21 protein-coding genes are annotated in these 22,561 nt (G+C 61.3%); 5 read left to right on the forward strand and 16 right to left on the reverse strand.

The window, feature by feature from the left end; all coding sequences use genetic code 11:
* Window positions 1-151: 151 nt before the first annotated feature.
* The 6 genes from ilvD to V3W27_RS02735 form a co-directional block, all read right to left on the reverse strand.
* Window positions 152-1,993 (reverse strand): dihydroxy-acid dehydratase, encoded by a 1,842-nt coding sequence (ilvD, locus tag V3W27_RS02710; protein WP_007964170.1) that lies wholly within the window; start codon window positions 1,991-1,993, stop codon window positions 152-154.
* A gap of 257 nt (window positions 1,994-2,250) precedes the next feature.
* Window positions 2,251-3,483 (reverse strand): MFS transporter, encoded by a 1,233-nt coding sequence (locus tag V3W27_RS02715; protein WP_330205857.1) that lies wholly within the window; start codon window positions 3,481-3,483, stop codon window positions 2,251-2,253.
* The gene (locus tag V3W27_RS02720) at window positions 3,476-4,453 is read right to left on the reverse strand and encodes a diiron oxygenase (protein WP_330205858.1); all 978 of its coding nucleotides are present in this window, start codon (window positions 4,451-4,453) and stop codon (window positions 3,476-3,478) included. Before V3W27_RS02720 ends, V3W27_RS02715 begins: the two co-directional genes overlap by 8 nt.
* Complete coding sequence (locus V3W27_RS02725; RefSeq protein ID WP_330205859.1) at window positions 4,450-5,523, reverse strand: SagB family peptide dehydrogenase; 1,074 nt, start codon at window positions 5,521-5,523, stop codon at window positions 4,450-4,452. The genes V3W27_RS02720 and V3W27_RS02725 overlap by 4 nt, the downstream gene beginning before the upstream one ends.
* Window positions 5,524-5,961: 438 nt before the next feature.
* Window positions 5,962-7,158 (reverse strand): class I SAM-dependent rRNA methyltransferase, encoded by a 1,197-nt coding sequence (locus tag V3W27_RS02730; RefSeq protein ID WP_047596614.1) that lies wholly within the window; start codon window positions 7,156-7,158, stop codon window positions 5,962-5,964.
* Window positions 7,159-7,365: 207 nt separating this feature from the next.
* Window positions 7,366-7,905 carry a type 1 glutamine amidotransferase domain-containing protein gene (locus V3W27_RS02735; RefSeq protein ID WP_027610555.1) on the reverse strand — a complete coding sequence of 180 codons (540 nt, stop codon included), beginning with the start codon at window positions 7,903-7,905 and terminating at the stop codon, window positions 7,366-7,368.
* Window positions 7,906-8,133: 228 nt separating this feature from the next.
* Here V3W27_RS02735 and V3W27_RS02740 point away from each other — a divergent pair, with 228 nt between their 5' ends.
* The 3 genes from V3W27_RS02740 (at window position 8,134) to V3W27_RS02750 (ending at window position 10,164) form a co-directional block, all read left to right on the forward strand.
* Window positions 8,134-8,946 carry an HDOD domain-containing protein gene (locus tag V3W27_RS02740; RefSeq protein WP_247267362.1) on the forward strand — a complete coding sequence of 271 codons (813 nt, stop codon included), beginning with the start codon at window positions 8,134-8,136 and terminating at the stop codon, window positions 8,944-8,946.
* 12 nt (window positions 8,947-8,958) lie between these two features.
* A complete protein-coding gene (gene mutM / locus V3W27_RS02745; RefSeq protein WP_003229159.1) occupies window positions 8,959-9,771 on the forward strand; it encodes a bifunctional DNA-formamidopyrimidine glycosylase/DNA-(apurinic or apyrimidinic site) lyase in 813 nt (270 codons plus the stop codon).
* A gap of 69 nt (window positions 9,772-9,840) precedes the next feature.
* Window positions 9,841-10,164 (forward strand): hypothetical protein, encoded by a 324-nt coding sequence (locus V3W27_RS02750; RefSeq protein ID WP_027610558.1) that lies wholly within the window; start codon window positions 9,841-9,843, stop codon window positions 10,162-10,164.
* Window positions 10,165-10,296: 132 nt separating this feature from the next.
* Here the strand turns inward: V3W27_RS02750 and V3W27_RS02755 are convergent, their stop codons facing one another.
* From V3W27_RS02755 to V3W27_RS02775, 5 genes are all read right to left on the reverse strand, one after another.
* Entirely contained in the window at window positions 10,297-10,548 is a 252-nt protein-coding gene (locus V3W27_RS02755) for a YfhL family 4Fe-4S dicluster ferredoxin (RefSeq protein WP_003195146.1), read from the reverse strand.
* Window positions 10,549-10,650: 102 nt separating this feature from the next.
* Entirely contained in the window at window positions 10,651-11,130 is a 480-nt protein-coding gene (gene coaD, locus V3W27_RS02760; protein WP_003229157.1) for a pantetheine-phosphate adenylyltransferase, read from the reverse strand.
* A gap of 115 nt (window positions 11,131-11,245) precedes the next feature.
* Window positions 11,246-12,841 (reverse strand): GMC family oxidoreductase, encoded by a 1,596-nt coding sequence (locus V3W27_RS02765; protein ID WP_330205860.1) that lies wholly within the window; start codon window positions 12,839-12,841, stop codon window positions 11,246-11,248.
* A gap of 119 nt (window positions 12,842-12,960) precedes the next feature.
* Window positions 12,961-13,506 (reverse strand): twin-arginine translocation pathway signal protein, encoded by a 546-nt coding sequence (locus tag V3W27_RS02770; RefSeq protein WP_330205861.1) that lies wholly within the window; start codon window positions 13,504-13,506, stop codon window positions 12,961-12,963.
* A 28-nt stretch (window positions 13,507-13,534) separates the two neighbouring features.
* A complete protein-coding gene (locus V3W27_RS02775) occupies window positions 13,535-14,965 on the reverse strand; it encodes a coniferyl aldehyde dehydrogenase (RefSeq protein ID WP_330205862.1) in 1,431 nt (476 codons plus the stop codon).
* 145 nt (window positions 14,966-15,110) lie between these two features.
* On the opposite strand from V3W27_RS02775, the gene V3W27_RS02780 reads away from it, so the two are divergent.
* Both V3W27_RS02780 and V3W27_RS02785 read left to right on the forward strand, forming a co-directional pair.
* Complete coding sequence (locus V3W27_RS02780) at window positions 15,111-15,782, forward strand: TetR/AcrR family transcriptional regulator (protein WP_027610562.1); 672 nt, start codon at window positions 15,111-15,113, stop codon at window positions 15,780-15,782.
* 31 nt (window positions 15,783-15,813) lie between these two features.
* Complete coding sequence (locus V3W27_RS02785; protein WP_330205863.1) at window positions 15,814-16,668, forward strand: sulfurtransferase; 855 nt, start codon at window positions 15,814-15,816, stop codon at window positions 16,666-16,668.
* 111 nt (window positions 16,669-16,779) lie between these two features.
* Here V3W27_RS02785 and V3W27_RS02790 read toward each other — a convergent pair whose 3' ends face one another.
* The 5 genes from V3W27_RS02790 to V3W27_RS02810 all read right to left on the reverse strand — a co-directional run bounded on the left by V3W27_RS02790 (window position 16,780) and on the right by V3W27_RS02810 (window position 22,220).
* Window positions 16,780-17,619: an AraC family transcriptional regulator gene (locus V3W27_RS02790; RefSeq protein WP_210556589.1), complete on the reverse strand. Its 840-nt coding sequence runs from the start codon at window positions 17,617-17,619 to the stop codon at window positions 16,780-16,782.
* Window positions 17,616-18,611 carry a hydrolase gene (locus tag V3W27_RS02795; RefSeq protein WP_330205864.1) on the reverse strand — a complete coding sequence of 332 codons (996 nt, stop codon included), beginning with the start codon at window positions 18,609-18,611 and terminating at the stop codon, window positions 17,616-17,618. The genes V3W27_RS02790 and V3W27_RS02795 overlap by 4 nt, the downstream gene beginning before the upstream one ends.
* Window positions 18,612-18,773: 162 nt before the next feature.
* Window positions 18,774-19,385, reverse strand: coding sequence for a 16S rRNA (guanine(966)-N(2))-methyltransferase RsmD (gene rsmD, locus V3W27_RS02800; protein ID WP_330205865.1), 612 nt, complete (start codon window positions 19,383-19,385; stop codon window positions 18,774-18,776).
* Entirely contained in the window at window positions 19,385-20,872 is a 1,488-nt protein-coding gene (locus tag V3W27_RS02805) for a M16 family metallopeptidase (RefSeq protein ID WP_330205866.1), read from the reverse strand. Before V3W27_RS02805 ends, rsmD begins: the two co-directional genes overlap by 1 nt.
* A complete protein-coding gene (locus V3W27_RS02810) occupies window positions 20,865-22,220 on the reverse strand; it encodes a M16 family metallopeptidase (RefSeq protein ID WP_025112091.1) in 1,356 nt (451 codons plus the stop codon). The genes V3W27_RS02805 and V3W27_RS02810 overlap by 8 nt, the downstream gene beginning before the upstream one ends.
* Window positions 22,221-22,561 lie beyond the last annotated feature (341 nt).

Raw genomic sequence — 22,561 nt, forward strand, 5'->3', positions numbered from 1 at the left:
CGCGAAGAGGGAGTGTCAGGCGAGAGATTTTTTGACCGGTAGACCGCTTTCGCGAGCAAGCCCGCTCCCACAGTTTTGATCTTCATTGTTTTTGGATCAGGCAAAAAAATGCCCCGCACTTGGCGGGGCATTTTTATTCGGCGGCTAAAACTTACAGCCCGTCGAGCATCGCCTTGTTACGCACCGCACCCTTGTCGGCGCTGGTCGCCAGCAGGGCGTAGGCCTTGAGCGCAGTGGTCACTTTGCGTGGACGCTGCTCGACTGGTTTCCAGCCTTTCTTGTCCTGCTCGACCCGGCGTGCAGCCAGTTCTTCATCGCTGACCAACAGGTTGATCGAGCGGTTCGGGATGTCGATCAGCACTTTGTCGCCGTCCTGCACCAGACCGATCGCGCCACCGGCCGCAGCCTCTGGCGAAGCGTGGCCAATCGACAGACCGGAAGTACCGCCGGAGAAACGACCGTCGGTGAGCAACGCACAGGCTTTGCCCAGACCTTTGGACTTCAGGTAGGACGTCGGGTAGAGCATTTCCTGCATGCCCGGGCCACCTTTCGGGCCTTCGTAGCGAATGATGACGATGTCGCCTTCCTTCACTTCGTCGGCGAGGATGCCGCGCACCGCGCTGTCCTGGCTTTCGAAGATCTTCGCGTTGCCTTCGAAGACGTGGATCGACTCGTCGACGCCGGCGGTTTTCACCACGCAGCCGTCGAGGGCGATGTTGCCGTACAGCACGGCCAGGCCGCCTTCTTTCGAATAGGCGTGCTCGAAGCTGCGGATGCAGCCGTTTTCACGGTCGTCGTCGAGGGTTTCCCAACGGGTCGACTGGCTGAACGCGGTCTGGGTCGGGATGCCCGCCGGGCCGGCCTTGAAGAAGTGATGCACGGCTTCGTCGGTCGTCTGGGTGATGTCCCACTTGGCGATGGCTTCTTCCATGCTGCGGCTGTGCACGGTCGGCAGGTCGGTGTGCAGCAGGCCGCCACGGGCCAGCGAACCGAGGATGCTGAAGATGCCGCCAGCGCGGTGCACGTCTTCCATGTGGTACTTCTGGATGTTCGGCGCCACTTTGCACAGTTGCGGCACGCTGCGCGAGAGACGGTCGATGTCGCGCAGGTCGAAATCGATCTCGGCTTCCTGAGCCGCAGCCAGCAAGTGCAGGATGGTGTTGGTCGAACCGCCCATGGCGATGTCGAGCATCATTGCGTTCTCGAACGCCTTGAAGTTGGCGATGTTGCGCGGCAGCACGGACTCGTCGTTTTCGCCGTAGTAACGCTTGCACAGCTCGACGATGGTGCGGCCGGCCTGCAGGAACAGTTGTTCGCGGTCGCTGTGGGTGGCGAGGGTCGAACCGTTGCCCGGCAGTGCGAGACCGAGGGCTTCAGTCAGGCAGTTCATCGAGTTGGCGGTGAACATGCCGGAGCACGAACCGCAGGTCGGGCAGGCGCTGCGCTCGTACTCGGCAACCTTCTCGTCAGAAGCGCTGGAGTCGGCGGCGATCACCATGGCGTCGACGAGGTCGAGGCCGTGGGAAGCGAGTTTGGTCTTGCCGGCTTCCATCGGACCACCGGACACGAAGATCACCGGAATGTTCAGGCGCAGGGCGGCCATCAGCATGCCCGGGGTGATCTTGTCGCAGTTGGAGATGCAGACGATGGCGTCGGCGCAGTGGGCGTTGACCATGTATTCGACAGAGTCGGCGATGATCTCGCGGCTCGGCAGCGAATAGAGCATGCCGTCGTGACCCATGGCGATGCCGTCATCCACGGCGATGGTGTTGAATTCTTTCGCTACGCCACCGGCGCGTTCGATTTCCCGGGCAACCAGTTGACCGAGGTCTTTGAGGTGCACGTGGCCCGGCACGAACTGGGTGAAGGAGTTGGCAATGGCGATGATCGGCTTCTTGAAGTCGTCATCTTTCATCCCGGTGGCGCGCCACAGTGCGCGGGCGCCGGCCATGTTGCGGCCGTGGGTGGATGTTTTCGAGCGGTAATCTGGCATGGAGCACTCCGGGCGGCTAATCAGGTATCAAAAGGGAGTGAGCTTCTATTGACGTCTGGAACACTCAGAAATGGCCGTGTGTCCTGGATGTTGCCGATGACTTTGCGGGATCGCCGCTTGCCTCAGCCTGAGCTCATAAACCCGCCGGGGGATGAATGGCGATGAATCAGCCGATTCTACACCGCTGGCGTCTGGAGGGAATGGCGCAAAGTGTTGTTCCAGTGCCGACGGTGCGTATGGCATGACGACCGGCAGGCTCAATCGCTGCCGAAGGGCGTGACCGCGCCGTTCTCGATAATGCTGGCGCGATGGCTGATCCGCTTGTTCAACGCCAGCGCGATGCAACTGAGCAGGACAAAACAGTAGCCGAGAGTGGCCTGCAGGTTGCCTGGACTCAGGCTGATCAGCGCACTGATCAACCCGCCGCAAATGAAGATGATCGTGCTACCGGCCGAGGCCGAAGTACCGGCGTTCTCCGGGAACAGGCCCATGGCGCGTGAGGTGGCGGCCGGGCGTGCAATGGTGGTGCCGGCGGTGCAGATCAGCATCGGGATCAATACCGTGACGGGCGAGAGTGCGAAGTACTGCGACAGTAATAGCATCACCAGCCCTGCCAGCAGAATCAGGCCCAACCCGGCCACGATCTGTTGCGCAGAGCTGATGCGCCGGCTCAACAGCGTGGCGGCAATCCCGCCGGTCACATACGCCGCACCGTAGATCAGCAGGATCAGTGAGAAGTCATAGGCTGAGAGCTGTAACTGATCCATGAAGATCAACGGCGAAATGACGATGAACGAGAAGTGGCAGGCGAACGCGAAAGCCGAAATCAGCCAGTAGCCGACGAACTCGAAATCCCCCAGCACCCGTCGATAGGCGCTGAGAAAGTTGAGCGGTGTGCCCTTGGCGACTGGCCGACTGCCGTCCAGAAACAGCCAGGCCTTGAGCAACACCACCGCCGCCAGTGCGATGAACAGCCAGAAGCTGCCACGCCAGCCCAAGGTCGCCTGCAAAAAGGTTCCGGCCAGCGGTGAGACCGAGATGAAAATCCCGGTGGCGGTCACCATCAGGATCCGCAGGCGATCGCGCTCTGCGCCCTCGAACAGATCCTGCACCAGCGCCTGTGACAGGACGAAACAGCCACAACCGATGGCCTGCACGATGCGAAAAATCATGAACAATGTGTAGTCGCTGGTCATTACGCAGCCGATAGCGCCGAGGATCGAGACAGCCATGCCGGCGAGCAGTAACCCCTTGCGCCCGATGATGTCGGACAACGGCCCGATCAACAGTTGGGCAAAGGCAATGCCCACCGCGAACAGGCTGATCGACAGGGCGATGTCGGTCGGAGTGCTGGCGAAGTGTTCAGCCAGCGCCGGGAACGACGGCAGCAGGACGTCCAGCGGAAACACCCCCAGCAGCACCATGGCCAAAAGCAGGCTGACCGCCCCGCGTCGTTGTCGGGTCGTTACCACCGTTCTTCCTTCAAGCATCGATCAGTCCTGCCTTGGCGAAAAGTTTGCGGTTGTTGGGTAGCGCGAAGAATCCGGCTTTTTCGAGTGCAGCAAGCGTAGCCGTCGCTCCGGATCGGGCACGCTGGCGGCTGGCCTGTTCGTTGGTCAGGCTGTCGAGGATTTCCTTGATCGCACCTTCGCCAATGCCGGCGCGGCGCAGGCTTTGGTGCAGCCATTGCTCGTCGACTTCGAAGAAGGTCGCCAGGGTCTCCAGCAAGGTTCTGGCCGCGAAGGCGCGCTGGCGGCTGTTCAGGGTCAACCAGAGGTAGTGAAAGACCTCGGAAAAAAAACGGCTGTGGCGCGCTTCATCAGCGAGGTGGTCGCGCAGCATGTCATTCACGCTGCTGACCAGCGTTTCCCGACACACATCCAGCAACTCCCGGGCAATGATGGTTTCGGAGACGAAGCCCAGCAGAAACCATGCCAGCGGGCGTTTGCTCTCCGGCGTTCGGGCGATCTGACCGGTCAGGCGGGTGATGCGCAGCGGCATCTGTGGACGACCGGTGAAACCATGCAGTTCGGCGATCTGTTCGGCCAGATGATGGGAGAACAATGCGTGATAACCCTCGTCGGTATAGAGCTGCAGCGCGGCGGTTTTCATCCTTGACGGAATGTGCGCGGGCAACTCACCGTGGACAATGGTTTCCACGGCGCGGTTGACGATGCGGTGTTCCAGCAGCGTGGTGTAGTCGAGAAAGTGCACCAGGTGGTTGGCAGCCAGCCGATGCATGACCTTGCTGCCTGCGGCTTCGATCGCCGGGTGGGACAGATACGGCAGGAATGCCGGCGGAAACCAGAAGCGGGTTTGCAGTTGCAACTGCAGGTCTGCCGGCAACTGGTAGTCGTGCCGGCTGGTGCGTACCGAAGCGTGGTTGTTCCAGTCGCCGAGGGTGAATCGAAGTGCCCAGGACTCTGGCGCTTCGGGCTGATCCACGGTTGATGTGCTCATTTGCGCGTCTCCTGCAACAGGTCGCGCATTTCCTGACACATCGCCTGACCGTCGCTGGCGCCGCAGCCGACAAAGAACAACGGTTGTTCAGCGCTGCCTTCGAGTTTGAGCAGGGCTTCGACCTGGCGGTCGGCGAATGCCCCGGTCAGCCACGTTCCCAGGCCCAGCGCTGTGGCCACCAGTTGAAAGGTTTGCGACAGATGACCCGCCTCGACAAACGCCATGCGATAGGCGCGGGAGTGTTCATACTTCCACCAGAGCTTGTCGAAACGAGCGGTGATAAACAGACCCAGCGGCAGGTTATTGATGAAGTGCTGACCCGCCAGCAAATGACCCAGCGCGGGGTCGGGCAAAGGATTGACCCGGCTGAGTGCGTGTTCTGCCGGGTGATAGGCGTAGACACCTGGTTCCAGGCCCTCGATATTGCGTGCCAGAAGAAACCCTTCACAGGCATTCAATCCTCCACCCGACGGGCTGCTGCGCCGGGCACCGAGGCCTTCGGCGATGCTCTCGTCGCGGTCATTGTCGCGATGGCGAAGAAAGCCCAGCGAGAGGTACAGCAGTGTACCGACGTCATTGAGGGTGATCGCTGCGCCAGTGAATGAGCGGCAGGTTTTTCTCAGGCGCAGGACATTGCCCAAACTGGCAACGGTCAGGGCCGCGGAGGCGGGCAGGGCGATTCGAGGTTCGTCTTGAGGTGTCGACCGATCTAGTGCGGGGGCCGGTGTAGTCAGCACCGCGCTGCAATGGTTCAGGTATTGCCTGGACCACTCGTGAATATTCTGGGGTATCTGTTCGCAGGGAATGTTCTGGGTGCCGATATGATAAATCTTCGACAATTCATCCCAGCCCCATGGCGGACTGTCTATTTTTGCAACGGTTAATATGCCCGCGTTCAGAAGTTGTGAGTCTATTATGTTGCGTCTGTCGAACTGTTCCGGGTTGTTGATAAGTTGTGCAAGTCGACAAGAGTAAGTCAGGTCAAGTTCATGTTGGGTGTGGTCTTTATAGTTCCAGACTATTTGTCCGGGCGTGCGCGGCAATATGAATAAATAGGGATTGATATGCATGTTGTGTTCATCGCTCTGGAACGGGTCGGAAGAACGCTGGGGTGCCGACACTCCCCAGCGTTCTGGCTCACTTAGCGGGCTTTAGGCGCAACCAGGAAGGCCAGGTTTGCGATTTGGTTGGTTTCCAGAGTAATTGCTTTCATAAGTATGAACTCCTTGTTCATTGAGAGTGAATGTCACCGTCGTGGTGACAACTTAATAATAGGTTGTAATGAATTATTGGCAAGCGATACTTGGGTAGGAAATTTCTATTAATTTTGTCGGAGTGGGCGTGCTGCAAGGGCAAACTTGTAAGTATTAGATTTTGAAATGTAATGCGCAGGGAAATGTCCTGCATGCATGTAGGAAGTTAGTTGTAGGAAAGAGGGAGAAATTTGACGACATTGCATCGCCGTAAAGCCAACGGGAAGCCCGCAGGCTCCCCGTTTCATGGGCCGATCAGCTGTTAGGCAGCAGGCGGCAGGTGATGCTCTTGATGTAGCGAGTCTCGGCGATGGCCGGGTGTACCGGGTGGTCCGGGCCCTGACCGCCGCGCTCGAGCATCTGGATGTTGCGGTCCAGGTGACGGGCGCTGGTCAGCAGGATGTTTTGCAGATCGTCCTCTGGCAGGTGCATGGAGCACGAAGCGCTGACCAGAATGCCGTCCTTGGTCAGCAGGCGCATGGCTTGCTCGTTCAAGCGGCGGTACGCGCCTTCACCGTTCTTCATGTCTTTCTTGCGCTTGATGAACGCTGGCGGGTCGGCAACGATCACGTCGAAACGTTCTTCACTCGCCTTGAGTTCCTTCAACGCTTCGAAGACGTCGCCTTCGATGCAAGTCATCTTGTCGGCGAAGCCGTTCAGCGCGGCGTTACGCTCGACGCCGTCGAGGGCGAAGCCCGACGCGTCGACGCAGAACACTTCGCTGGCACCGAACGCTGCAGCCTGCACGCCCCAGCCACCGATGTAGCTATAGAGGTCGAGGACGCGTTTGCCTTTGGCGTAGGGGGCGAGGCGGGCGCGATTCATGCGGTGGTCGTAGAACCAGCCGGTTTTCTGGCCACCAATGACCGGCGCTTCGAACTTCACGCCGTTCTCTTCCAGTGCGACCCATTCCGGCACCAGGCCGAACACGGTTTCGACGTAACGGTTGAGGCCTTCGGCATCACGGGCGGCAGAATCGTTCTTGAACAGGATGCCGCTTGGCTTGAGCACTTGGGTCAGTGCAGCGATCACGTCATCTTTATGCGCTTCCATGGTCGCCGAGGCGATCTGCACCACGAGGATGTCGCCGAAACGGTCGACCACCAGACCCGGCAGCAGGTCGGAGTCGCCGTAGACCAGGCGGTAGAACGGCTTGTCGAACAGGCGCTCGCGCAGCGACAGGGCCACGTTCAGGCGGTGTACCAGCAGCGACTTGTCCAGTGCCAGTTTGATGTCACGCGACAGCAGACGCGCGCAGATCAGGTTGTTCGGGCTCATGGCGACGATGCCCAGCGGCTTGCCGCCAGCGGCTTCGAGGATTGCCTGATCGCCGGCCTTGAAGCCGTGCAGTGGCGTGGCAGCCACATCGATTTCGTTGCTGTAGACCCACAAGTGGCCGTTGCGCAGGCGACGGTCGGCGTTGGCTTTGAGGCGCAGGCTAGGCAGGGACATGACGTCGCTCCGGAAAAAAGAGCGGGAGTATACCGTGTTGATGCGTGTGCAGGTTCAGCGCTGGACATGTGGCGAGGGAGCTTGCTCCCGCCGGGCTGCGAAGCGGCCCCAATTCATGCCACTCGATTCATCAGGAAGAACCGGTTGGCAGGGCTTGCGACTGCTGCGCAGCCGAGCGGGAGCAAGCTCCCTCGCCACAGAGGCGCGTCAGGCCGACAGCGCGTCGATCAGTTCTTTGTTGAACGCTGGAATATCATCCGGCTGACGGCTGCTGATCAGATGACCGTCCTTGACCACTTCCTTGTCGACCCAGTTGGCCCCGGCATTGACCAGGTCATCCTTGAGTGTCTTGAAACTGGTCATGGTCTTGCCATTGACCAGCCCGGCGGAAATCAGCAGCCAGCCGCCATGGCAGATCACTGCAATCGGTTTGCCGGCGGAGGCGCCGGTCTTGACCAGATGCTGGGCATCCTGATCGATGCGAATGGTGTCGGAGTTCTGCACGCCACCCGGCAGGACGATCGCGTCGTACTGCTCGCTGCTGGCGCCTTGAAAGGTCTGATCGACCTTGAAGTCATCCGCCGGTTTGTCGTGGTTCCAGCCTTTGACCTTGCCGGCCTCGGCCGAAAGGATGTCGACCTGGGCGCCGGCCTGCTCCAGTGCTTGCTTGGGCCCGGTCAGTTCGACCTGTTCGAAACCGTCTGTTACTAAAATGGCGACGCGTTTGCCAGTGAGGGAAGTAGCCATCGATAAGCTCCTGAGTCTGCGGGAAATTACCGCCGAGCCGGTGCTTGATTGTCCGGTCGGCCTTACAAAGTCCGAAGCCTGAGCGTGAATGAAAGTTCCTGACAATTGCCCACTGGTGTGTCGTCCTGCGGTTTTTAGAGGTTAGAATCGCCGCCTGTCCCAGAGTGTGTACTTATGTCCCAAGAGCTGACCACCGAACAGATTCAACAATCCCTGCAAGGCATCAGCGTGCCCGCGCAGCCGCAGATCATGGTGGATCTGCAGATGGAGCAGTACATGCCCGACCCGGACCTGGAGGTGATCGCCAAGCTGATCGCCCAGGATCCCGGCCTGTCCGGTTCTCTGCTGAAAATCGTCAACTCGCCGTATTACGGCCTGAGCAACAAGATCACTTCGATCCAGCGTGCGGTGAACCTGTTGGGCAGCCGCTCGATCATCAACCTGATCAACGCGCAGTCGATCAAGGGCGAGATGAACGACGACACCATCGTCACCCTCAACCGTTTCTGGGACACCGCCCAGGACGTGGCGATGACGTGCCTGACCCTGGCCAAGCGCATCGGCACTCAGGCCGGCGATGAGGCCTATGCCCTGGGCCTGTTCCACGACTGCGGCGTGCCTTTGATGCTGCAACGCTTCCCCAACTACATGTCGGTGCTGGAAACGGCTTACGCCAACGCCAGTGCCGAGTGCCGGGTGGTGGACACCGAAAACAGCGAGTTCAACACCAACCATGCCGTGGTCGGCTACTACACCGCCAAGTCGTGGCGCCTGCCTGAACACGTCAGCACGGCGATCGCCAATCACCACAATGCGCTGGCGATCTTCAGCGACGAATCCTCGCGCAACAGCCAGATGAAGAATCTGCTGGCGATCTTGAAGATGGCCGAGCACATCTGTGCGTCTTATCGGGTGCTGGGCAACCAGACCGAAGACCACGAGTGGAACAGCATTGGCCCGCTGATTCTCGATTACGTGGGCCTGTCGGACTACGATTTCGAAACCCTCAAACAGACGATCCGCGACCTCGGCGCGCATTGATTCGAGAACGCCATGCCTGAATTGCCGGAAGTCGAAACCACCCGCCGGGGCATTGCTCCGCACCTGGAAGGCCAGCGCGTCAGCCGGGTGATCGTGCGGGATCGTCGGCTGCGCTGGCCGATCCCCGAAGACCTCGATGTGCGTCTTTCCGGGCAGCGCATCGTGCTGGTCGAGCGGCGGGCCAAGTATCTGTTGATCAATGCCGAAGTCGGCACGTTGATCAGTCACTTGGGCATGTCGGGCAACTTGCGGCTGGTGGAAGTCGGGTTGCCGGCGCTCAAGCATGAGCACGTCGATATCGAACTGGAATCCGGTCTGGCGTTGCGCTACACAGATCCGCGCCGCTTCGGTGCGATGCTGTGGAGTACCGATCCGCTCAATCACGAACTGCTGATTCGCCTCGGGCCGGAGCCGTTGACCGATCTGTTCGACGGCGAGCGCCTGTTCCAGCTGTCGCGTGGGCGTTCGATGGCGGTCAAGCCGTTCATCATGGACAACGCGGTGGTGGTAGGCGTCGGCAATATTTACGCGACCGAAGCGCTGTTCGCCGCCGGGATCGATCCGCGCCGCGAAGCCAAGAGCATCTCCCGCGCGCGGTATCTGAAGCTGGCGATCGAGATCAAACGCATCCTCGCCGCAGCCATCGAGCGCGGCGGCACCACGTTGCGGGATTTCATCGGCGGTGACGGGCAGCCCGGCTACTTCCAGCAGGAACTGTTTGTCTATGGTCGCGGTGGTGAGCACTGCAAGGTCTGCGGTACTGGCCTGCGGGAAGTGAAGCTGGGGCAACGGGCCAGTGTGTTCTGTCCGCGCTGTCAGACCTGAGGCAAAAAGCTGAAAAAGTCCTACGGTCTATAGTGAGTGGTCTCACTGTTCAGCCCGAAGGGTCGTGCCATGAAGTCCTTGCAAGTCCTCTTTGCCACACTGTTGCTGTGTTCCAGCCTGGCCGTTCAGGCCGCGGAGCATGGCAGCGGTGATCCGCGCTACACCATCCAGAACCCTCCCGCCTACGCCATGATTGGTGATTTGCTGATTGCCCGACCTTTGCTGGTGGTGGCGACGGTGCTGGGTGCGGGGGTGTTTGTGGTGTCATTGCCGTTTACCGCGCTGGGTGGCGGGGTAGGTGATGCGGGGCAGGCGTTGGTGGTGGATCCGGCGAAAGCGGCGTTTGTGCGCTGTTTGGGGTGTACAGGGGAGGGGTTTGAGCAGCGCGAGTGAGCTGATCCGGATTCTGCGGTGTTGCTGATGGTCCTTTCGCGAGCAAGCCCGCTCCCACAGTGAAATGCATTCCAACTGTGGGAGCGGGCTTGCTCGCGAAGAGGCCCGGAAGAGCGCTACAAAACGTTCAGATCAGGCCTTGCCGGTAATCTTGCGGTACTTTTCCATCAACTGTTCTTCAGTCTCAGGATGCGCCTCGTCCAGTGGAATGCAATCCACCGGGCAGACCTGTTGGCACTGCGGCTCGTCGTAGTGGCCGACGCACTGGGTGCACAGGTTCGGGTCGATCACATAGATCTCTTCGCCTTGAGAAATGGCGGCGTTCGGGCACTCGGGTTCGCAGACGTCGCAGTTGATGCAATCGTCGGTGATGATCAGGGACATGCTAACTCCAGCCGGGGCGGCAGGCCCGGGCGCTATAAATCAATGCGCGCAATTGTGCCGCATTGGCGCCCGCAGTGCACGCGGGCGCCGTTTGAACGGTCGTTACTTCTTGAAGCGCAGGGTCAGGGCATCGGCCACGGCCGGGTGCACGAACTTGCTGATATCGCCGCCCAGCGCGGCGATTTCCCGCACCAGCGTCGAGGAAATGAACGAATAACGCTCGGACGGGGTGAGAAACAGGCTCTCGACATCCGGGGCCAACTGGCGGTTCATGTTGGCCAGCTGGAATTCGTATTCGAAGTCCGACACCGCGCGCAAGCCACGCAGGAACACGTTGGCGTTCTGCTCCTTGGCGAAATGCGCCAGCAGCGTCGAGAAGCCGACCACTTCGACGTTGGGCAGGTGTTTGGTGACCTCGCGAGCCAGCTCAACCCGTTGTTCCAGCGGGAACAGCGGGTTTTTCTTGGGGCTGGCGGCGACCGCAATGATCACGTGATCGAACAGGCGCGAGGCGCGTTCGACCAGATCGCCATGCCCTTTGGTAATAGGGTCGAAGGTACCTGGGTACAACACTCGGTTCATCGCGTCGTCCTGGCGGGAGTCCGTTGGGGAGTCGGATGGTATCGCAGCCGTCCCGGTCGGCCAAGTCGCCTGTTGGGTAAGAAAGCACTATAGACGCCGCGATAAACCGGTTTTTTCACGGATTTCTCAGTCGATCGGCGAGGGATGTCGCCAATTGTGCCGTCAGCCCATACACCGATAATTGCGGGTTGGCGCCAATGCTGGTGGGGAACAGCGAGCCGTCGTGAATCGACAGATTGCTCAGTTGATGATGCCGGCCAAGGCTGTCGGTGACTGCGTTTTTCGGGTCTTCGCCCATCGCGCAACCGCCCATAACGTGGGCACTGCCCAGCCGCGTGCGATACAGCTCAAGGCTCAGACCGTTGATCAGCGTGCGGGCTTCGGCCAGGGTTTTCACGTAGCGCGCATCGGCGTGCATCGGCATCACGGCTTTGGCGCCGCCGGCGAACTGGATCTCGGCCATGCTGTGAAAGGCGCGGCGCAGGCCCTCCCAGGCATAAGGCGAGACTTGATAGTCGAGCACCGGCGAGCCATCACCGCGCAGTTCGACACTGCCGCCGGGGCTGTCCGGGTGGAAACCGTCGCGCAGCAACGCGAGCATCGCGTGGGTGTGCGGCAGGTCGGCCATGTGTTCGGCGTTCTGCTGGCCGAAGCCGCCGAGCAGCGTCGCCGCCAGCGCGGGTTGCAGCGGTGGCACTTCGAGTTTGTAGCCCATCGGCCCGCTGGTGCCGTCCTTCCATTGGAAATGATCCGAGTAGATCGACTGTGGCGCGCCGTAGAACGGGTTGATCACCTCGTCGAAACGCCCGGCAGACATGTTCACCAGATGCAGGAACGTGCGTTTTCCGAGGCGCTGATGCGGATCCGGTGCATCCGAGCGCAGCAAAAGGGCAGGGCTGTTGATGCCACCGCCAGCCAGCACGTAATGCCGGGCCTTGATCGTGATTTTGCGTCCGGTCGGCGCGACGCAGCGCTCGTCCATCGCCACGCATTGCAGGCCAGTGATCTTGTCGCCGCTGATCAGCAGTTTTTCCGCGCGGGCCAGATAGAGCAGTTCGCCGCCCTTTTCCAGGGTCGCCGGAATGGTGGTGACCATCATCGACTGCTTGGCGTTGGTCGGGCAGCCCATGCCGCAATAGCCGAGGTTCCAGCAGCCGCGCACGTTACGCGGGATCACGTGCCAGCTGTAGCCGAGTTGCTCGCAGCCCTTGCGGATTACGTCGTTGTTGGCATTGGGCGGAACCATCCACGGCGCGACGCCCAGACGCTGTTCCATTTTCTCGAACCATGGCGCCATCTCGCCAGGGCTGTGGCCTTTGACGTTGTGCTCCCTGGCCCAGTGCTCGAGGGTCGGCTCGGGCGTGCGGAAACTCGAGGTCCAGTTGATCAGCGTGGTGCCACCGACCGCACGGCCCTGGAGGATAGTGATGGCGCCGTCCTTGCTCATGCGGCCGATGCCTTCTTGATAGAGGCTGCTGTAGGCCTGGTCTTCGAGCATCTTGAAGTCGGCACTGGTCTTGAGCTGGCCTTCTTCGATCAGCAGCACTTTGTAGCCGGCGGCGCTGAGGATTTCTGCGGTGGTGCCGCCGCCGGCGCCGCTGCCGATGATTGCCACGTCGGCTTGCAGCGTCAGTTCGGCGGTCAGCTGTGCGCCGTTGTAGGTTTTCCAGCCACGGGCGAGGCCTTCGCGGAACGGGTCGGGTACGGGCATCGATCAGGTTCTCTTGTTTTTGTTGTTCTTGCGGGCCTCTTCGCGAGCAGGCTCGCTCCCACATTTGCACCGCAGCCCCCTGTGGGAGCGAGCCTGCTCGCGAAGGGCGCGACTCGGTTTCAAACAGTAGGCGGGCCGGGGTAGCCGCAATGGCCCCAGGACTCGGCGCGGGTGTACCAGGCCATCATCACCATCTGCTGCAATGAGCTGTGGCCCATGCGCAGCAGGCTCAATGAACTGTTCTGCCAGCGGTCGAGGAAGTGGCGCATGGCCTCGGGGCTGGCGTTTTCCCAACTGCCCCAGATCCCGGTGAGCGGACCGCGGGTGACGGTCATGCCGAGCACATCGAACAATTGCCGGGTGAGTTTGAGCATTTCTGGCGACAGGTGATCGAGGCTGTAGTCCAGCGATTTGAGGGTGCCATCGACGGCGCCGGGCATTTTTTCGGCGGCCACGGCGCCTTCGAGCATCACCGGAATCAGCGCGCGCAGAAACAGCAGGTCGCCGTCGCGCAAAGTGACGAAGCCGTTGGCCGCGACACTCGATGAGCAGCCACTGAGGCTGGCGCCGAGGCCGGCGGTGGCGAGAAACGCTGTGGCGCCAAGGCTGAACTTCAGCAGGCCACGGCGCGACAGGGCAGGTGTTTCGGTCAGGCTTGGGTGCATTGTTGTTATTACCCGGCGGTGACGACGATTAGCGGATGAACAGCTTCTGGATCAGTTTCTGGATCGATTTGCCGTAGGGCGGATAGATCAACTTCGCGGCGTTGAAGCGCTGTTTGATCAGCACGCCCTTGGCTTTGCTGAAAGTCAGGAAACCTTCGTGGCCGTGATAGTGGCCCATGCCCGACGGGCCGATGCCGCCGAACGGCATGTCGTCCTGCGCCACGTGCAGCAGGGTGTCGTTCAGGCACACGCCGCCGGAGTGGGTCTCGTGCAGCACGCGGTTCTGTTCGCGTTTGTCGTAGCCAAAGTAGTAAAGCGCCAGAGGACGCGGGCGCTGATTGATGTAAGCAAACGCCTGATCCAGATCCTGATAAGGCACGATCGGCAGCAGCGGGCCGAAGATTTCGTCCTGCATCACGGTCATCTCGTCAGTGACGTTGAGCAGCAGGCTGTGCGGCATGCGCCGGCCCTGGCCCTGTTCGAACAGCGGGATCAGCAGCGCGCCTTTGCTGGTGGCATCGCTGACATAACCGTTGAGCCGGGCCAGTTGGCGCTCGTTGATGATCGCGGTGTAGTCCGGGTTGTCGGCGAGGGTCGGATAGAAATTGTTGACCACCTGACGATAGGCTTCGACGAACGCGCCGACGCGGTCTTGCGGCACCAGCACGTAATCGGGGGCGACGCAGGTCTGCCCGGCATTCAGGGTTTTACCGAAGGCGATGCGTTCGGCGGCGTCCTTGAGCGGCACGTCGCGGGAGACGATGGCCGGGGACTTGCCGCCGAGTTCGAGGGTCACCGGGGTCAGGTTTTCCGCTGCGGCGCGCATCACGTGTTTGCCGATGCTGGTGGCGCCGGTGAACAGCAGGTGATCAAAGCGCAGACGGGAAAACGCCACGCCGATGTCGGCCTCGCCAAGCACCACGCAGACCAGATCTTCGGGGAAAATTCGCCCTAGCAGAGTCTTGAGCAACTGGCCGGTGGCCGGGGTCGATTCGCTGAGCTTGAGCATGACCCGGTTGCCCGCCGCCAGCGCGCCGACCAGTGGGCCGATGGCCAGATACAACGGGTAGTTCCACGGGACGATGATGCCGACCACGCCAAGCGGCTGGTACACGACTTTCGCCGATGCTGGCTGAAAGGCCATGCCGACTTTGCGTCGCGACGACTTCATCCAGCCCTTGAGATGGCGGCTGGCGTAATGGATGCCGTGCAGGCTGGGCATCAGTTCGGCGAGCAGGGTTTCATCGGCGCTGCGATGACTGAAATCTGCGCTGATGGCGTCAATCAGGGCCTGGCGCTCATCGCTGAGCAACTCGCGCAACGCCTTGAGCCACTGCTGGCGCTGTTCTGCCGCTGGCATCGGGTTGGCGGCATAGGCGGCGCGCTGTGCCGCGAACAGCCGATCCAGCTCTTCCAGGGGCTGTTGCAGCGTTTGCAGATAAGCAATGTCGGCAGTCATCGTCGGCTCCGGATTTATTGTAGTGATGACTTTCTAGAGTCTATGCTCTAGAAAGTCAAATGACTTCCCGACACAGCTTTGTTTTATCCCGTTCCGGTTAGGTCGTAAGATGCCCCTCACCGCACTCTGAATTAAAGCTCAAGCCATGGCCCCACGAATAAAAACCAGCGAGCGCATCGTGCAGAACAGCCTCGAACTGTTCAATCAGCAGGGCGAGCGCAGCATCAGCACCAATCACATCGCCGCCCACATGGAGATTTCTCCGGGCAATCTGTACTACCACTTCCCGAACAAGCAGGCGATCATCGCCGTGCTGTTCAGTGAGTACGAGACGCTTGTGGACAGCTTTCTGCGCCCGCCGCAGGGGCGTGCCGCCACCGTCGAAGACAAGCGCTATTACCTCAAGGAGCTGCTGTCGGCGATGTGGGGCTACCGCTTTCTGCATCGGGATCTGGAACACCTGCTCGACAGCGATCCGGACCTGGCCGCGCGCTACCGGCGTTTTTCCCAGCGCTGCGTGATCCAGGGCATGGCGATCTACGAAGGCTTCGTCGCCGCTGGCATCCTCAAGATGGATCGGGTGCAGATCGAATCCCTGACGATCAATGCCTGGATCATCCTCACCTCGTGGGTGCGCTTTCTGTGCACCACCCGGGAAAACTCCAACCACCTCAGCGAGCAGGCCATCAAGCGCGGCGTGTATCAGGTGCTGGTGCTGGAAGCCGGATTCGTTACCGATCAGGCCCGCGAAGAGGTGAATGCCTTGTTCGACGAGTTCTACGTGCCGCTGGCCCAGGCCCTCGAGGAAGGGCGCTAAACCATTTCGAAGTCGCTCACAGGAGTCCGTTATGCCGATTGCGCAACTGCTCAGCCCGAATGCACTGGATGCCCGCAAGGAGCAGCCGGGGCTGGTGATTCTCGATTGTCGTTTTGCCCTCGAAGACCCGGACTACGGGCAGCGCAGCTATGCCGAAGGGCACATCGCCGGCGCCCGCTTCGCCGACCTTGAGCGCGACCTCAGTGGCAAGGTGGTCAAAGGCGTCACCGGACGTCACCCGTTGCCTGAGCCTGCGGCGCTGATCGAACGTCTGCAAGCCTGGGGCATCAATGCCGACAGCGATGTGGTTTTGTACGACGACGGCCCCGGTGCCTATGCGGCTCGCGCCTGGTGGTTGCTGGCGTGGCTGGGCAAGCGCGATGGCGTGTTCATTCTCGACGGCGGGCTGAAGGCCTGGCACGCGGCGGGTCTGCCGCTGAGTCTGGACGCGCCGTCGGTCAGCCAAGGCAACTTCAGCGGTCAGCCGGACATGAAACTGCTGCTGAGCGCCGAGCAATTGCACAAGCGCCTCGGTCAGCCGTCCCTGACCCTGATCGACGCCCGGGCCTTGCCGCGCTTCAAGGGTGAGGTGGAGCCGATCGACCCGATTGCCGGGCACATTCCCGGCGCGCAATGCGCAGCGTTTACCGAAAACCTCGGCAGCGACGGACGCTTCCTGCCGGCGGAGCAGCTCAAGCAGCGCTTTGCCGCGAAACTAGGTGATCGTTCGCCAACGGAACTGGTGGCTTATTGCGGCTCCGGGGTGACGGCGTGTCACAACCTGTTTGCGTTGTGCCTGGCGGGGTATCCGCTGGGTTCGCTGTATGCCGGGTCGTGGAGTGAGTGGATCAACGAGCCTTCCCGAGGCATCGCCACGGGCGAATAAAGTCACCATACCCCCAATGTGGGAGCGGGCTTGCTCGCGAAAGCGGTTTGTCAGTCAACCATGATGTCTGCTGAAACATCGCTTTCGCGAGCAAGCCCGCTCCCACAGGGGTTAATCGTCGCCGATAGATTGTCGGGCACTGCGATACGCCGCCGGCCCCACGCCATACACCTGCTTGAACTGCCGGCTCAGATGACTCTGATCGGCAAAGCCCAGTTGCATGGCGACTTCCACCGGCAGGCAACCGTGCTGCAATAAACCCCGGGCCGTGGCGATGCGCTGCTGCATCAGCCAGGTGTGTGGCGGCATGCCGGTAGCGCGGCGGAACACCCGGGCGAAGTGGAAGGGCGACAGATTCACTGCGGCCGCCAGCTCTTCCAGCGACGGCGGCGCAGCGAGTTGCGCATGCAGCAGTTCCTTGGCCATTACCACCGCACGATGCTCCTTGCCCGGTTTACCGTTGATCTGCACCGCCGCATGCCGCTGCAACAGCAGCATCATCATCTCGCGCCATACCGTTTGCTGTTGCAGTGCGGTGGCCGGGCTTTCCAGCAAGCGATGCAACTGACAGAAACCGTTGACCAGATCCGGGTCGCGGTACAGCGTTGCGCCGAAGGCCGGCATCGGCGCGGTGGGCAGTTCCAGTTCTTCGAGCAGTGAAACGATCTGTCCGGTATCGGGATAAAACGCCCGGTACAGCCAGCCGTCCTCGGTGCCCTTGTGGCCGGTGTGCAATTCGTCCGGGTTGATCAACACCAGGGTGCCGCTGCCAGCCAGGTGTTCGGCACCGCGATAGCGATAACGCTGGGCACCGGCCATGATCATGCCGATCACATAACCGTCATGGACGTGCGGGGCGAAGCGATGCTCGATGTAGCGCGCCGACAGCAACTCGACCCCGGCCAGCGGCGCGGTTTGCCAGAATCGGATCGACTCGCCCTGATCGCTCATGACGTCACACGGGCCAGCCATTGCGGGATGCGCCGTTCCAGGTAGTAACCGGGCTGGCGCAACGTGCCATCGACGAAGCCGACATGCCCACCCTTGGCCTGCAGCTCGAACCGGGTGCTGGCGGACAGCTCTTCGGCCGTCGGCAGGCTGTGGGGGAATACAAAGGGGTCGTCGGCCGCCTGAATGATCAGGGTCGGGGTGCGGATTTCACCGAGAAAGTAGCGACTCGATGCCCGGCGATAGTAATCCTCGGCATCGGTAAAACCATGCAACGGCGCAGTGATCCGGCCATCGAAGTCCCAGAAGGTGCGCATGTTCTCCAGCGAACCGAGTGCCGCCAGAGCCGCCAGGCCATCCTCGCGTCCGTCATGCTGGAACTGGCGTTGCTTGTTCTTGATGTAGGCGACCATCTCGCGCATGAAGTGCGCCTGATAGACCTTGGAGAACCCCTGACCGATCCGATCGGCACACTGATCAAGACGAAACGGCACCGACACCGCCACTGCCCCGAGCACGCCGCTGTCGCTGCCGGTCTCGCCGAGATGCTTGAGCAACACATTGCCGCCCAATGAGTATCCGACTGCATACAGCGGCGCCAGTGGCCGCTTGGCGCGCAGGTGTCTGATGGCTTCGGCGAGGTCTTCGCTGGCGCCGGAGTGGTAACTGCGCGGCAGCAGATTCGGTTCGCCGGAGCAGCCGCGCCAGTTCAGCGCGACGCTGGCCCAGCCTTGCGCGGCGAGTGCTGCCTGAATTCCGGCGACGTAGGGTGAATTTGAAGAGCCGGTCAGCCCATGCAGCACCAGCACCAGCGGCGCCTCGGCGCTGTGCGGGCCGTGCCAGTCGAGATCGAGAAAATCCCCGTCGTCCAGCCACAGGCGTTCACGCTCGCGATCAAGGTGGACGGTTTTGCGCCACAGCGGCCCCCACAAGGTTTGCAGGTGCGGATTGCCGAGGCCGAAGGCGGGGGTAAAGCGATCTGAAGAAGCGGGCACGATGATTCTCGATGCAGCTTTGTGGGCAGAGTACGCACGCTTTTGTGGCGAGGGAGCTTGCTCCCGCTGGACTGCGCAGCAGGCCTCGCTTCTGAAAAAGGGGCCGCTACGCGACCCAGCGGGAGCAAGCTCCCTCGCCACAGATTTAGCGCAAACTTTCAGTTAACCGGCGATCTCTGCCATACGTTGCCACAACGCGTAGTACACCCGCCCGGATTTCTGCTCGCGGTGCAGGCGCCAGTTGCCCGGCAGACCCAGCGTCGAAGGCGCGGTCTCGCTTTCAGTGTAGATCCACGAATCCGGCGCCAGCCATTGGCGCTCTTCCAGCAGGGCGCAAACGGCCGGCAGCAGGTTCTGGTTGAACGGCGGATCGAGGAACACCAGATCAAACGGCGTGGCGACCTGGGTTTCCAGATAACGCAGCGCATCGGCGGTCTGCACCTGGCCGTTGGTGCAGCGCAGGGTGCCGAGGTGTTCTTTCAGGCTCGACACCGCAACGTGGCTGGCATCCAGCGCCTGACCCATGGCTGCGCCACGCGACAGTGCCTCGAGAAACAGCGCGCCGCTGCCGGCGAACGGATCCAGTACCTTGGCCCCGGCCACATACGGTGCGAGCCAGTTGAACAGGGTCTCACGCACGCGATCCGGCGTCGGGCGCAGGCCCGGCGCATCGGGGAAGCTCAGTTTGCGGCTGCGCCATTCGCCGCCGATGATGCGCAGCTGGTTCACACCGTTGTGAACGTTCTGCGCAGGTTTTTTAGGACGAGTAGCCATTAATGCTCCGGAACCCCGAGCGGTTGCTCGGCAGGTTTATCAGATGGGGCCGGTAACGGCTTTTGCGGCACGGTCGGGCCAGCGCTGACGATGACCAGTTTGTCCGTGCTCAGGTGTTTGTTCATCGCGTCTTTGACCTGCTCGACAGTCAGGCTCTGGGACTGACGCATGAAGTCATCCAGATAGCTCAACGGCAGATTATAGAAGCCCATGGCGCCCAGCTGGCCGACGATATCGGCGTTGCTTGCGGTGGACAGCGGGAAGCTGCCGGCCAGTTCGCGCTTGGCGTCGTCGAGTTCTTTCTGGGTCGGGCCGGTCTTCAGATAATCGGCGAGTACGTCCTGCACCAGTTTCAGCGTGCCTTCGCTCATTTCCGCGCGAGTCTGCAGGTTGATCATGAACGGGCCGCGAGCCTGCATCGGGCTGAAACCCGAGTACACGCCGTAGGTCAGGCCACGCTTCTCGCGCACTTCGCTCATCAGGCGGGTACCGAAACCGCCGCCACCGAGGATCTGGTTGCCCATCGACAGCGCCGCGTAATCCGGGTCGTCACGGTCGATGCCCAGCTGTGCGAGCAGCAGGTTGGTTTGCTTCGACGGGAACTCGATGTGATTGACGCTGGCTTTCGGTTCCTGCGGCTGGGCGATTTTCGACAATGCCGGGCCTTTAGGCAGGGCGCCGGAGACCTGATTGGCAATCGCCTCGGCTTCGGCGCGAGACAAGTCACCGACCAGCGCGATCACCACGTTGCCGGCCGCGTAGGCCTTGGCGTGGAATTCACGCAACTGTGCCAAGGTGATCTTCGGCACGCTCTGCGGGTTGCCGTCGCTGGAATGCGCATACGGGTGGTCGCCGTACAAACGCTTCATCAGCTCGAGGCTGGCGAGTTTGCCGGGGTTCTGTTTCTGGTATTCGAAACCGGCGAGCAACTGGTTCTTGATGCGCGCGAAGGAGTCGGCCGGGAAGGTCGGTTTGCCCACCACTTCCGAGAACAGCTTCAGCGCCGGTTCACGTTGCTCGGCGGCACTCAGACTGCGCAGCGAAGCCAGCGCCATGTCCTTGTAGGCACCGTTGCCGAAATCTGCACCGAGGCCTTCGAAGCCTTGGGCGATGGCGCCGACGTCCTTGCCGGCCACGCCTTCGTTGAGCATGGCGTTGGTCAGGACTGCCAGACCCGGTGCATTGCCGTCCTGACTGCTGCCGGCGGCGAAGATCAGGCGCATATCGAACATCGGCAGCTCATGGGCTTCGACGAACAGCACCTTGGCGCCTTCGGCGGTGTTCCAGGTCTGCACGTCGAGCTTGCGGCTGGCCGGGGCCTTGCCGTCGAGTTCGGCCAGCGATTGCAGCTTCTGGCTGGTCTTGGCGTTGTCCAGTGCTTCACTGGCGTCGGTTTTAACACCGGGCATCAGATAGAACGCGGCAGAGCCGATCACTGCAATGGCGATCAGGCCGAGCAACAGGCGTGGGGATTTGCGCTCACTCATGAGTCGTCTCCAGTGGCAGGACATGGGCGACGCTGAGACGTTCGCGGGTGAAATACAGCTTGGCGGCGTTCTGGATGTCTTGCGGGGTCACGCTTTCCAGGTCGGCGAGTTCGGTGTCCATCAACTTCCACGACAGCCCGACCGTTTCCAGTTGGCCGATGGCGGTGGCCTGGCTGGTGATCGAATCACGTTCGAACACCAGGCCGGCAATCACTTGTGCCCGCACGCGCTCGAGTTCTTCGGCGGACGGTGCGGTGGTTTTCAGCTGTTCCAGCAGTTTCCACAGACCGGCTTCAGCTTGCGCCATGGTCTTTTTCTTCTGCGTGTTCGGCGTCGCCGACAGGGTGAAAAGGCTGTCGCCACGGGTGTAGGCGTCGTAGCTCGACGAACCGCCCGAGACCAGCTCTTCGCCGCGTTCCAGTTGCGTCGGGATACGCCCGCTGTAGCCGCCGTCGAGCAGCGCCGAGATCAGGCGCAGGGCGTTGACCGAGCGCTTGTCTTCAGCAGTGGCAATGCTGGGCACGTTGAAGCCGAGCATCAGGCTGGGAAGTTGGGTCTGCACATGCAGGGTGATCTGGCGCTCACCCGGCTCGGCCAGTTCCAGCGGTTTCTTCGCCGGTGGCACGTCGCGCTTGGCAATCGGCCCGAAGTAGCGTTGGGCGAGGGTCTTCACTTCATCGGGGGTGACGTCGCCGACCACTACCAGCGTGGCGTTGTTCGGCACATACCAGGACTGATACCAGTGGCGCAGCTCTTCGACCTTCATCCGGTCCAGGTCCGCCATCCAGCCGATGGTCGGTGTGTGGTAGCCGCTGGCCGGGTAAGCCATAGCCTTGTAACGCTCGTAAGCCTTGGACATCGGCTTGTCGTCGGTGCGCAGGCGGCGCTCTTCCTTGATGACTTCGATTTCCTTGGCGAACTCGTCAGCCGGCAGGCGCAGATTGGCCATGCGGTCGGCTTCCAGTTCGAAGGCCACGCCCAGACGGTCGCGGGCCAGCACCTGGTAATAGGCGGTGAAGTCGTCACTGGTGAAGGCGTTTTCTTCGGCGCCCAGGTCGCGCAGGATCAGCGAGGCTTCGCCGGGGCCGACTTTCTCGCTGCCCTTGAACATCATGTGCTCGAGCGCGTGGGACAGACCGGTCTGGCCCGGGGTTTCGTAGCTGGAGCCGACCTTGTACCAGACCTGCGATACCACTACCGGCGCGCGATGGTCTTCGCGCACGACGACCTTCAGGCCGTTGTCGAGGGTGAATTCGTGGGTCGGTTGCGGGTCGGCCGCCAGGGCCGAAAGGGGCAGGCAGACTGTGCTGAGCAGCAGGCCTGCAGCGCGGCGGGCTAGAGCATTCATTCGTTTTTTAACCTGTTGGGCTGCCCGCTTGGTCTTAGCGTCGGCGGGCGAGAGGGTGCTAGGATACTGATCCGTTTTACCGGCGACCACGCCTATCAGGTTTTCAGGCCTGATGCGGTTGTATAGGTTGGCGGCAGAAAGCTGCGGTTTATCGACTAGATTTCGCTTTTTCGCCGATTTTGCCGGTTTAGTCCTTCGTTAATACGAATCTTTGGGGTGCCGCTGGCGCCTCGACAAAATGTTGCGCGTGAACAAGCTGGATGAAACACAGTCTGTTCTGCATCGAATATTTATTTGCCGGGGCGCCCTTATGGCGCGTCGCTACCGTGAGATAGCCGTCC

It is taken from the genome of Pseudomonas sp. AM14(2022), assembly GCF_036346455.1.
GTDB classification, from domain to species: Bacteria; Pseudomonadota; Gammaproteobacteria; order Pseudomonadales; family Pseudomonadaceae; genus Aquipseudomonas; species Aquipseudomonas putida_A.

Bases quoted from the DNA above. Each gene is read 5' to 3' on its own strand.
- ilvD (WP_007964170.1), bottom strand. From the start codon at position 1,993: ATGCCAGATTACCGCTCGAAAACATCCACCCACGGCCGCAACATGGCC.
- V3W27_RS02715 (WP_330205857.1), bottom strand. From the start codon at position 3,483: ATGCTTGAAGGAAGAACGGTGGTAACGACCCGACAACGACGCGGGGCG.
- V3W27_RS02720 (WP_330205858.1), bottom strand. From the start codon at position 4,453: ATGAGCACATCAACCGTGGATCAGCCCGAAGCGCCAGAGTCCTGGGCA.
- V3W27_RS02725 (WP_330205859.1), bottom strand. From the start codon at position 5,523: ATGCATATCAATCCCTATTTATTCATATTGCCGCGCACGCCCGGACAA.
- V3W27_RS02730 (WP_047596614.1), bottom strand. From the start codon at position 7,158: ATGTCCCTGCCTAGCCTGCGCCTCAAAGCCAACGCCGACCGTCGCCTG.
- V3W27_RS02735 (WP_027610555.1), bottom strand. From the start codon at position 7,905: ATGGCTACTTCCCTCACTGGCAAACGCGTCGCCATTTTAGTAACAGAC.
- mutM (WP_003229159.1), top strand. From the start codon at position 8,959: ATGCCTGAATTGCCGGAAGTCGAAACCACCCGCCGGGGCATTGCTCCG.
- V3W27_RS02750 (WP_027610558.1), top strand. From the start codon at position 9,841: ATGAAGTCCTTGCAAGTCCTCTTTGCCACACTGTTGCTGTGTTCCAGC.
- V3W27_RS02755 (WP_003195146.1), bottom strand. From the start codon at position 10,548: ATGTCCCTGATCATCACCGACGATTGCATCAACTGCGACGTCTGCGAA.
- coaD (WP_003229157.1), bottom strand. From the start codon at position 11,130: ATGAACCGAGTGTTGTACCCAGGTACCTTCGACCCTATTACCAAAGGG.
- V3W27_RS02765 (WP_330205860.1), bottom strand. From the start codon at position 12,841: ATGCCCGTACCCGACCCGTTCCGCGAAGGCCTCGCCCGTGGCTGGAAA.
- V3W27_RS02770 (WP_330205861.1), bottom strand. From the start codon at position 13,506: ATGCACCCAAGCCTGACCGAAACACCTGCCCTGTCGCGCCGTGGCCTG.
- V3W27_RS02775 (WP_330205862.1), bottom strand. From the start codon at position 14,965: ATGACTGCCGACATTGCTTATCTGCAAACGCTGCAACAGCCCCTGGAA.
- V3W27_RS02780 (WP_027610562.1), top strand. From the start codon at position 15,111: ATGGCCCCACGAATAAAAACCAGCGAGCGCATCGTGCAGAACAGCCTC.
- V3W27_RS02785 (WP_330205863.1), top strand. From the start codon at position 15,814: ATGCCGATTGCGCAACTGCTCAGCCCGAATGCACTGGATGCCCGCAAG.
- V3W27_RS02790 (WP_210556589.1), bottom strand. From the start codon at position 17,619: ATGAGCGATCAGGGCGAGTCGATCCGATTCTGGCAAACCGCGCCGCTG.
- rsmD (WP_330205865.1), bottom strand. From the start codon at position 19,385: ATGGCTACTCGTCCTAAAAAACCTGCGCAGAACGTTCACAACGGTGTG.
- V3W27_RS02805 (WP_330205866.1), bottom strand. From the start codon at position 20,872: ATGAGTGAGCGCAAATCCCCACGCCTGTTGCTCGGCCTGATCGCCATT.
- V3W27_RS02810 (WP_025112091.1), bottom strand. From the start codon at position 22,220: ATGAATGCTCTAGCCCGCCGCGCTGCAGGCCTGCTGCTCAGCACAGTC.